Origin of the sequence: Bradyrhizobium algeriense (genome assembly GCF_003062295.1) — a bacterium.
Lineage (GTDB): Bacteria > Pseudomonadota > Alphaproteobacteria > Rhizobiales > Xanthobacteraceae > Bradyrhizobium > Bradyrhizobium algeriense.
Window position 1 is genome coordinate 17,273 of record NZ_PYCN01000050.1, and the last position, 11,033, is coordinate 28,305.

Annotated in this window: 5 protein-coding genes and 1 pseudogene; 4 read left to right on the top strand and 2 right to left on the bottom strand. The window is 58.4% G+C overall.

Features of this window, described 5'->3' with window-relative positions:
* Nucleotides 1-339 precede the first annotated feature (339 nt).
* Complete coding sequence (locus tag C7G61_RS39215) at nt 340-1,419, top strand: hypothetical protein (RefSeq protein ID WP_190242194.1); 1,080 nt, start codon at nt 340-342, stop codon at nt 1,417-1,419.
* A gap of 31 nt (nt 1,420-1,450) precedes the next feature.
* Here the strand turns inward: C7G61_RS39215 and C7G61_RS39220 are convergent, their stop codons facing one another.
* Both C7G61_RS39220 and C7G61_RS39225 read right to left on the bottom strand, forming a co-directional pair.
* The gene (locus C7G61_RS39220) at nt 1,451-3,415 is read right to left on the bottom strand and encodes a glycoside hydrolase family 127 protein (RefSeq protein WP_108522962.1); all 1,965 of its coding nucleotides are present in this window, start codon (nt 3,413-3,415) and stop codon (nt 1,451-1,453) included.
* Between the two features lie 191 nt (nt 3,416-3,606).
* Nucleotides 3,607-5,703 carry a prolyl oligopeptidase family serine peptidase gene (locus C7G61_RS39225; RefSeq protein ID WP_108522963.1) on the bottom strand — a complete coding sequence of 699 codons (2,097 nt, stop codon included), beginning with the start codon at nt 5,701-5,703 and terminating at the stop codon, nt 3,607-3,609.
* A 1,113-nt stretch (nt 5,704-6,816) separates the two neighbouring features.
* Here C7G61_RS39225 and C7G61_RS39235 point away from each other — a divergent pair.
* The 3 genes and pseudogenes from C7G61_RS39235 (at nt 6,817) to C7G61_RS39245 (ending at nt 10,653) form a co-directional block, all read left to right on the top strand.
* Nucleotides 6,817-9,476, top strand: a pseudogene (locus tag C7G61_RS39235) (PAS domain S-box protein).
* Nucleotides 9,473-10,147 (top strand): response regulator transcription factor, encoded by a 675-nt coding sequence (locus C7G61_RS39240; RefSeq protein WP_108522965.1) that lies wholly within the window; start codon nt 9,473-9,475, stop codon nt 10,145-10,147. The pseudogene C7G61_RS39235 and the gene C7G61_RS39240 overlap by 4 nt, the downstream one beginning before the upstream one ends.
* 116 nt (nt 10,148-10,263) lie before the next feature.
* Nucleotides 10,264-10,653 (top strand): response regulator transcription factor, encoded by a 390-nt coding sequence (locus C7G61_RS39245; RefSeq protein ID WP_057852051.1) that lies wholly within the window; start codon nt 10,264-10,266, stop codon nt 10,651-10,653.
* The last annotated feature ends 380 nt before the right edge of the window (nt 10,654-11,033 follow it).

The following is an 11,033-nucleotide window of genomic DNA, read 5'->3' on the forward strand; positions in this document are numbered from 1 at the left end:
TGAGCTCGGTAGATCTTTCGGGTGCCTGGGCCGCAGGCGCCGCAGCGAGCCACGACGGCGAGCGCGACTAGAAAGGAGAGAGCCCTATCGCCCCCACGGCTCTGACATCCTGTAGTGGTGCTGTTGCAGGCTACGAGTCGTCCGCTTCGTGGCGGAGGGTGGATCCGCGCCGCCGATGCAGGTTCGTGGGGCGCTCTCCTCCGCAGTGATGGCAGCTGAGCGGGAAGCGATCGAAAAAGTTTGGGCGTCAGTGGCATTCCTTCTCTGACTCGTCAGCTTCTCGAAAGCCGCCCCCCTTACAAAAATAGGACCGATGCACCTATGCTCGCGGGGAACACAATGAATATCGATACACCGAACACTGCAGAAGACTCCGTTCAAGCTTACGGTCTCCTGCGGCAGCATCAACGGGCGCCGGAACAGCCGGACGACCTGAACGGACAAACCAGGTCACCAGCACACCCGTCCGCGGACCAAGCGAACTTTGAGCAGCAGCTAAGTGACCTTCGGCCAATCCACCAAACGTCTGATTCAGCTACCGCTTTGACAGATTCCGAAGTTGGATCGCCCTCGATCATGACGAAAGGCAATCTGGGAGCGTGCGCTATCCAGGAAAGCGAACGGTGCCCGGCCCCATCGTTCATCCGAGGGCGCGCCGAGCTTGCCGCATCACTGGCCGGAGCGAACGTTGAGGCGCTCAGGAACGAGATCAGGCTGGCTGAGCAGCGAACAGCACAGTGGCCAAGAACAACCGGATCTTCCGCGGGCAGTATCGATGGCGACCGCATTCTCGAGGACGTGTTGGCATCATCGTATCTGCCGCTACACCGTTTTCAGAACGAGGACATCGATTGCGAGCCGCTCCTAGAGAAGGAGGTGAGTGCCGTCGCGCATGTGCGTTCCTTAGCGGATTTGCGTGCTCACGCTAGCCCGCATGTTTCTAAGGCCGCTATCTGCTCGGACGACGAAAGGGAGGACGAAATTGATATGGCGCGCCTCGCTGCATTGCACACCCAAGGCGTTACAGAGAGTGCTTTTGTGTCATTATGCGAGGACCCCTCACGACTGCTCCTTTCAAAGGACGAGACCGAGCATGGCGCGAAGGCAATTGCAGAGAACGCTAAGAAGTTACACACCTACACGGTACCGAGTGTCACCGCTTGGCCGACCAAAAAAATCAACGGTATTTTAGAGCGCGGCCATGCTCCTGGAGATGAGGAGTTGCGAGTTTGGGTGAGGGGAATACCGACCGAGGAGACCGAGGTCTTGTTTCTGGGCGGCAATCTAGCTGACTATCGGACAGCCAGCGTAGATAATCCGAACACGGCTGACGCACTGCAAGATGGTCCGCCCGTCAAGAAAGCAAGGGTCAGCTCCGATGCGCCCGAGATGATACGGCATCATCACGGCCAAACTTGATCGCACTTGACGCGCGACTCAGGCGTTCGCGTCAACGCTCATTAATCCAAATCCGCATTTCGCCTTCGCCGCGGTTAGCCCAGCTGAACCACGGAATGAATGTCAGCGGCTGCAGTTGTAGCTGTCCGGGCACTTTGTCGTACTGATAAAGCGCCCTTTCTTCAGAATGCGTGTGTTGCAACCTGGCCCCATCAGCCTGCAGCAAAATCTTGTCGCTAAAGAGACCAGTGCCTTCGATAAGCGAAAACCGGCTTTCTGCAGGAAGCCAAACGTTGTGTAACTCGGTCCCGTTGTCGGCTTCTTCCAGACAATAAATCAAAGGGCCACGCTGGATAGCCACCTTGCCCGCCAAATTGCGAAGTTGCGGATGACCGTATACGCGGCGTACTTCCATCGGCAGCGATAGTTTGACCCGATCTCCCTGCCGCCACGTGCGGCGAATGTGCAAATAGCCCTTGCGCGACTCGCAATTGACAGGTTCGCCGTTCAGGGTCGTCTCCGGCGCGCTGCACCATTCCGGCAGGCGCAGGGCGAGCGTGTGGGCGATTGGCTGTGCAGATTCCACAGCGATTTCCACCTCGTCCCTCCAAGGATAGTTGCCGCTCATGAGCAACCGCAGCGTATGCCCGCCGACCGATACCGCCACGCTATTGCCAATATAGAGATTGATATAGAGCGCGTCGGAGCATGGCGTATAGATGTAATGACCAATTGATGTGAAGATGCGTGCGATGTTCGGCGGACAGCAGGCGCAGCCAAACCAGCGTTGCCGCACCGGCCTGACATGACTGTAGATGCCATTGGACCGCAGCGTTTTGGGATGAACTTCGAGCGGGTTAACATAGAAATAGTGACGCCCATCAAAAGCGATACTGCCCAGGACCGTATTGTAGAACGCGCGCTCCATCACGTCGGCATAGCGACTGTCCACTTCCATCTCCAGCATACGGCGCGCGAACATCATCAGGCCAATCGACGCGCAACTTTCAGCGTACGCAGTATCGTTCGGCAGATCGTAATCACTGCTGAACGCTTCGCCGAAGCTTTGCGAGCCGATACCGCCGGTGATATAGATCTGGCGCTGCACCATGTTTTGCCATAGCCGCAGGCAAGCCTGGCGTTGCTGCTCGTTCTGACGCAGACGCGCGAGATGAGCGACCGCAGTCATGAGGTATACAAACCGAACCGCATGACCGGTTGCGGTCCGCTGTTCCGAAATTGGCAGGTGCGCCTGGCTATAGGCTTTATTTTTCACCGTCCAGGGCACGCCAGATGATTTGACGTGGCAGGATTGCCGGCGTTTCTCGTGTTCTATGTCATAGAAGTGCGGCTCTGTGCCGCGTTGCTCCACGAAATAATTGGCTAGCGTCAGATATCGCTGCTCCTGCGTCACTTCGTAGAGGCGCGTCAATGCAAGTTCAATTTCTGGATGGCCATCATAGCCGTGTAACTGATCGCGCTCCGGGCCGAAAACTGTGCCGAGGTGGTCAGCAAGCTTGCAAACGACCTCCAGCAGGCGTCGTTTGCCAGTAGCCAGAAAGAAAGCGATACCCGCTTCAATCAAGTGGCCGGCACAGTAAAGCTCATGGCATTCGGCTAGGTTGCTCCAGCGGTCCTGAGGCGCCTTTAGCATGAAATAGGTGTTGAGATAGCCGTCGCCGCATTGGGCGGCCGCAATCACTTCAATCAGCTCATCGGCGGCTTTCTCCAAGTCCGGATTGGGTGTCTGGCACAGCGACCAAGCAACCGCCTCTAGCCATTTTGCGACATCACTGTCCTGAAAAACCGTGCCGTAGAACTCCCCCTTCGCACGTCCGGCGGCAATACGGAAGTTTTCTACCGCGTGGCTCGGTGTCGCTGCGGGATTGCGGTCGTTCAGCGCATCCCATTGATAGGGAATCGCCACTTCCGTCACCAAGTGCTGGCATTTCCCAATCAGCGGATCCGAGACCTGTAGGTCGTGAAGATTGACTTCGGCCACATCCCGCTGATTCATCTCGTTTCTCCTTCGTGTGGGGCGAACGGGCGCCTAGCTCAGGCAAGCCAGCTCGCCATGATCGTTGTTGAGGTTGCGGCCTCGAAATTGGCGGCTGCGCCATCGTATTCTCCACGCGAACGTTGAAGCGCTAGAAATGGAAAGGCTGCCCCCGATGCCGCTGGACGGCGTAGGCCTCAGAAAGGGCCCGCCTAAGCCTCGCCGTCAAGCCAGCCGATCTTGCTCTTCAGGAACCGAAAGCCCAGCACCTCGAAGCCGGCGCGCTCCCTGTTGTCCCGGCCGTAACCATGGCCGCCGGCCGCCGGCTCGTAGAAATAGGCCTCGTAGCCCATCGCCTGGAGCTTCGCGGCCATCTTGCGCGCGTGTCCGGGATGAACACGATCGTCACGCCGCGTAGTGGCGATCAGGATCGGCGGGTATTTTTGGCCGCGCTTGGCGGCATGATACGCGGAATAGGTCTTGAGCCACTCCCAGTCATCGAGCTTGTCAGGGTCCCCATATTCTGCAATCCAGCTTGCTCCTGCCAGAAGCTTGGTGTAGCGGCGCATGTCGATCAGCGGGATCGTGCAGAACAGCGCGCCGAAGCGTTCCGGATAGCGCGTCAGCATATTGGTGATGAGGATGCAGCCGTTCGATCCGCCCTGGGCTGCGATCCGCTTCGGCTCCGTCACGCCGCGACGCACGAGATCGGCGGCAACGGCAGCGAAGTCGTCGTGCGACAATTTCTTACCGCCAAGTCGGCCGGCATCGTGCCAGCGCGTACCGAACTCGCCGCCGCCGCGTAAATTCGCCTGCACCGTGGTGCCGCCGCGCTCGAGCCAAAGCTTGCCAAGCGCTGAATTATAGTACGGCCTCACCGAGATCCCAAAGCCGCCGTAGCCGCTCATATGGACGGGCGCATCGCCCGCCTCGTCGGCCGGACCGGTCTGTACATAGGGGATGCGCTCGCCATCAACCGAAATGGCCTCGTGTTGGGTGACCACCAGCCCATCCGCGGTAAAGGTCTTCGGCGCCTGCTTGAGCACGGTCGGATTGCCGACGTTATTCTCGATCAGCATAAGCGAAGCTGGCGTGAGCGGATCCTGGCTCACGGCGAGCAGGTCGCCATTGCTTTCCGATGGATCCCAATCAAGGCGCCAGAGGTCGACGACCCCGATGTCGGGAAGCCCGCGCAGTTGCGCGCGGGTCCACCCTTTATCGGATGGCGTGCAGATCTCGAAGGACGGCCGCAGCTCGTTGAGAACGGAGAGCACAAGCTTGCCTGCACTCCAAGAGAATCCCTGGAGCGCGCGGCGCGGGCCCGCTTCGAAAAGAACCTCGAACTGAGGGTTGCCTCCAAGGAACGCCGCCAACGAGGTGACGAGCACCGTATCCGCGGCATAGGTCCGCCCTGCCACAGACCAGGATTCGCGCGGTTTGATGGCAAGCCAATCGCGATGGGGGAGCATCCAGACGTTGCTTGGCAAATTGATTCTAGTCGTGGCACCGGATTCGTCACCGAGCCAGCGGGCAAAATTGAAGGCGTCCACCCCATCCACGAACCACATCCGCGGCGGCGCAACGGTGCGGTCGACATCGCAGCCGGCTCCGACATGATCGGCTGCGATCTCAAAGATCACCGGCGCTTGATCCGCCTGCGTACCGCGACGCCACAGCCTCACCGTACGCGCATAGCCGGAGGTCGTCGCCATGCCCTGCCCATGAGAGCTCGACAGCACCAGCGTATCGCGATCGAGCCACTCAACCCCGCCCTTAGCTTCCTGCAGGACGAAGCCATCGCTGACAAATGTCTTCGCGCCGGTGTCGAACTCACGCAAGGTGACGGCATCGCTGCCGCCGCGCGATAGGCTCAAAATCATCCGTCTATGATCGCCGGCCAGTGAGGCCGTCGCTTTCAGAAGCCAGTCTTGGCCTTCGCTGATAGCGAGCTGATCGATGTCGAGCAGAACTTCCCATGACGGCTTCGGTATGCGAAATTCTTCCAGAGAGGTTCGTCGCCAGACGCCGCGTGGATTGTTGGCGTCCTTCCAGAGATTGTAGAGGTAGCCGCCGCGCCGGCTGACATAGGGGATATTGTCAGGTCGGTCATAAATCGAGGTCAGCGCATCGCGATCCCGCTCCAATGCCGCGCCGCCAAACACCTGCAGCGTCTTGCCATTCTGCCACTCGACAAATTTCAGCGCCTGCGCGCTTTCGATCAGTTCCAACCACAGATAGGGATCATCATCTGGAGCGGAAGGCGTGGGCTTTCCAGCCAGCGACTTTGTCGTCGCGCTTGCTTTGATCACGCTTCACTCCATCCCTGGCATTGACGCGCACTCCCGACATGGCACCGCATCAAAGCTTTCACATATTGCATCCGTAGTTCCTTGATCTGGCCGCCGCGCGGCGTTCATTTAATGCTAGTTGCCATGTCTGCATCAGTTCCATCCACTGCTGAAGTTGGTAGTTGATTTGGGCGCGCTCTGACGCATCACATCCTCAACCCTTGGACCCCGGTGGCAACTTCATCTTCGATGCCAGCTCGGCTTGTGCCGAGTGGGACGATATTACCGAGCGGCTTGGGCGACACCGTAGATGATAACCGCTGCTGCAAAGCGCCACTCCAAACCGCCTTAAGACACCAAATGCTGGTCGGCTCCGGGCCAAACAGGTCGGAGCGCAATCGACAAGATCTAACAATACAGAAGCAGCTCACTATGCGTGGTCGCATTGGTGTGGCTATCTTGAACGAACTCTGCTCGACTGCGGCGCCGGCCTTCACCTGCCGGAACGATACGGGCCGTACACGACAATCGGTTCAACCGGTGGCGCAAGGCGGCTATCTGGGATCGGCCTGATGAATGCTGTCGTCAAGGCTCACGATGGCAGTTCGATTGTAAGCATCCATCAGCACGCCTCCGGGGCCAAAAAAAGAGATCGTTGTGTGGGCCGAAGTCGAGGAGGCCTCACCACCAAGACCCACGCGCGGGTCGACACGAAAGCCGCGCAGTCCCCCTCCAAGATCTCGCCCGGTGCGGTCCACGGCGCCTGGCCGACGCCCTGCTCGAGGCCTAGATTTAGGAGACTGGCCAACATAGGCATCTCGCCAAAGGCTTCCCGTGATTGATACTCGGTTTCGAAGTGCCGGCCTCGCTTGTTGCGCTCTACCGGTTCTACGCGCACTGCCGTGTGGGTAAGAAGGTCTTGATGGCCGCCTCAATCGGCCAATTTTTGGCGAAGCTTCTTTCGGCGTCATCAAAGCCGGGGAGCACGGAAGTCGCTCTTCCGCGTAAGCCATTGAGATAATGGCTGAATTGTGCCGAGGCATGATAATGCTAGCGCTAGCTGCTGAAAATCAGCGCCAGGGCCGGGTTAAAACATTCGTATAGTTCTCCAGCTCCTTTCGATAGTTTAGGATCATGAGTAACCAGCTTACTAAGTTCAGGTTCGGACGCTCAGCCACGCAGTTTTTCGCGCTGGCGTTGATGACGCTAACTTCGTTGTACCTTCACGCCCATTCGCCGCGATGGCGCACGGCTATTTGGAAATAATATTGGTGTTTTCTCTGATGGGCAGCCTCATAGCCTCTGCCATGCTTTTCATCTTGCCGGTCGCTGCTTTGGCCTACTTCTTTGCGCCGCCCACTTTCAATCTGAATGATCCGCAGGATCTTCCTGTGGTTGTGGCCTGTCTTGTTGCCTCAATCGTTGGAACGCACCTGATCGGAAAAGTCCGCCGAGAAAGGGAGGTTGCGCTTGAGGCCGCAGCCGGGCTCCGGCGCAGCGAGGCTGAGTTGCGCGACCGCGAGAAACAGTGGCGCGAAATCTTCGAGCATAACCCGGTCATGCAATTCACAGTCAATGCCACCGGAATGGTCCTGAACGTCAACACGTTTGGCGCAACACAGCTCGGCTATGCGCCCTCGGAGCTTGTCGGGCATTCCGTGCTGAAGGTATTTCTGGAAGAAGATCGTCCGTTTGTTTGCGAGCGCGTCGGGCTGTGCATTGAAACGGTCGGCCAATCGCACACTTGGGAGATCCAGAAGATCAGGAAGGATGGCTCGGTGCTGTGGGTGCGCGAAAACGCCAAAGCCATGCAGTGCGCAGAAGACAAGCTCGTCGTCCTTATCGCTTGCGAAGATATCACCGAGCGAAAGCGGACGGAAACTGCCCTGCGGCGGAGCGAATCCCATCTGGCCCAGGCGCAGGAATTGAGCCGCACCGGCAGCTTCGGCTGGAACGTCGCCACCGGCGAGGTCCACTGGTCAAAGGAGACCTTTCGTATTTTCCAATACGATCCGTCGACGAAACCGATCCCGCAACTCGTCGTTGATCGAACCCATCCAGAAGATCGGGCTGCCGTGCGAGAGACCATCGAACGAGCGCTCCAAAACGAAGAGGATTTCGAGCACGAATACCGACTGCTGATGCCGGACGGCTCGGTGAAGCACCTCCACGCGCAGGCACGAGCCACTAGAACCGCGTCTGGTGATGTCGAGTTTGTCGGGGCCGTGACGGATATTACGGCTGCAAAGCAGGCGGAACAGCAGTTGCGTCGTAGCGAGGCCTATCTGGCCGAAGCCCAGCATCTTAGCCACACGGGCAGTTGGTCCTGGGACGTCCACCGTCTCGAATTTGTGTATCGCTCCGCCGAAGTCGATCATCTGTTTGGCTTCGATCCGGAACAGGCTGTATCGATAGAGACCATCCGGTCGCGCATCCATCCAGACGACTTGCCGCGGCTTCAGGAAGTGCCACGCCAGGCCATCAAAGACAAGGGAGGGCACTTCGAATATGATTTCCGAATCCTTCTTCCAGATGGCGCGATTAGGCGCATACATTCCGTTGCGCACGCCGTGGTCGGCAGCGATGGCAACGTCAGCGAACTCATCGGAACGCATATGGATGTTACCGAGCAACATGCGGCCAGGGAACGACTGGAAAGAGCTCTTGCTGCGTTGCGCGAAAGCGAGCAGCGGTTTCGCGACTACGCCGAAACGGCCTCCGACTGGCTCTGGGAGACCGGACCGGACCACCGGGTCACCCGCTTGTCGGAGCACACCAGCGCAGCAGGCATTCTGGCCACAGAGGTCGTCGGCCTGCTTAGCTGGGAAATTGCGCGCGATGTCGAAGCAGAACCCGAGAAGTGGCGGCAGCATCGGGCGACACTCGATGCACGTCTTCCATTTCGCGATTTCATCTATCGCACCGTCACCCAGATGGGATCTCCAATTTACGTCCGGACCAGCGGCAAGCCATTTTTTGATGCTGCCGGCAATTTCCTCGGCTATCGCGGCGTCAGCACCGACATCACCGCAACCATCCGCGCAGATCAGGCCGAACGAGAACTGCGGAAGGCACAGGCAGAGCTCGCGCACGTGACGCGCGTGACGACGCTGGGCGAGCTGACAACCTCCATCGCCCACGAGATAAGCCAGCCGCTCGCCGCCATTATCACCAATGGCGAGGCTTGTCTGGGTTGGCTTGGTCGCGAGACTCCTGATCTTTCGGAGGCGCGCTGCTCAGTGGAGTGGATCATCGAGGACGGGATTCGGGCGAGCGAGGTGATCCGCCGCATCCGCGCGCTTGCGAAGAAAGGCGAGATCGAGATGGTGCCGGTCGATATCAATGACATCGTCAAGGAGGTAATCGCGCTGGTGACACGCGAGCTGGTCAGCCATCAGGTGTCGTTCCGGACCGAGTTGACGCCGGCCCTCCCCGTGATCCTGGGTGACCGGGTTCAACTGCAACAGGTGATCACAAATCTGGTGATGAACGGGATTGAGGCCATGCAGACGGTCAGGGACCGGCCGCGCGAACTGGTGATTCGGTCATCCCAGGACGATATGGGACGCGTGCACCTTGCCGTGACTGATTGTGGTGTCGGGATCACCGAGGACGACGCGGATCGCGTATTCAATCCCTTTTTTACCACTAAATCAAGCGGCCTTGGAATGGGGCTTTCGATCTGCCGTTCGATCGTGGAGGCTCACGGAGGGAGCCTGTCGATCGCCCGCAAGCAAGAGCCGGGCGCGACTTTTCAATTCGCCCTTCCGTTGCATAAAGAGGTTGTGTCGTGACCGGGCGCTCCGACTCGCCGCACCAAGGCGTGAAGACCGAGGAGCCGAGCGGAAGGGCGATCGTGTTCGTGATCGACGACGACGTCTCAATGCGTCGTTCGCTCGCGAATCTTTTTCGATCGGTGAACCTGGACGTTGCTGCGTTCGGATCGGCGCAGGAAATGCTGCAAGGCAACCTTCCGGAGGTTGCCAGCTGCCTCGTCCTTGACGTCAGGCTTCCTGGATTGAGCGGCCTCGAGCTGCAGACTGAGCTAGCCAAGTTGAACCTTCACATTCCGATTATTTTCATTACTGGCCATGGCGACATTCCAATGAGCGTCAAGGCCATGAAGGGTGGAGCGGTCGATTTTCTTACCAAGCCGTTTCGCGATCAGGAGCTGCTTGACGCTGTCGTCGCTGCGACCGAACGGGATCGCAAGAGGCGGGAAGTTGAGAAGACGGTTGCGAACTTGCAGTCCTTGTTCGAGACCTTAAGCCCACGGGAACAGGCAGTGATGAAACTGGTCGCTGCCGGCCTGATGAACAAACAAGTAGCCGCAGAGCTCGAGCTCGCCGAAATGACCGTCAGGATCTATCGCGGACGGGTGATGAAGAAAATGGGCGCACGGTCGCTGGCCGATTTAGTCAGAATGGCTGAGACCCTCGGAATTTGTGCCAACCACCCCGAATGAGCCTAAGTATGAGTTTACATTTTCACCCCGCAAGCCCACCTTGGTCCACAAGCCTACCCTTTGTCCAGGCGGCTATGCTTCGGCAAGCGCCTTTCCCGCGTTAGGAGGGGATCGTCTTGTCCACGCCTCCGCTCATTTCCATCGTCGATGACGACGGGTCGGTCCGTGCTGCGATAAATAATCTTTTGAAATCCCGCGGCTATATCGTCCATACATTTGTGTCGGCCGAGGAGTTCTTGCGCTCGCCCCATCTGAACGGAACATCGTGTGTGATTGCGGATGTGCAGATGTCGATTATGAGCGGCTTGGACCTGCTGACACATATGCGGGCCCAGGGTTACAGTGCACCGTTCATTTTCATCACTGCCTTTCCCGATGATCGCGTTCGCGCCCGTGCGCTGAGCGCCGGAGCGATTTGCTTCCTGGCCAAGCCCTTCGCTGGACGGCACTTGATCAGGTGCCTCGATACCGCACTGGATAAGTATCGCGGCGGAGCCAGCGCATGAGACGATGAGCACGCAGTCTGCTCAAAGTTCGGATCTGATTTGTGAGCGCGGCCCGCGGACCGCGCGCTTTGCCATACCACAAGGTCGATGAGGACCTCGGCCTCACGGCTCAACACGTCAGCAATCCTTGGCGATCGGGTTCTTTTATTGACATTCTTCGTTCGCTATTCGTCACCTTGCTTGCGGCCGGCCTCCATCGTGAGTGCTTTGAGGTCTCCGATGAAGCCGTCCGGCCAGTCCTCCGTTGCACTAGCTAGTTTCTGTCGCGAAACACCTGCATTTGTGTTGAGGGCGCCATTTCCTCAATAAAACCGGGGCGAATTAGCAGTAGATGCTAGCATTCGCCATGTGTTTTGACGCGAGTTTCGTCGCGATTTCAT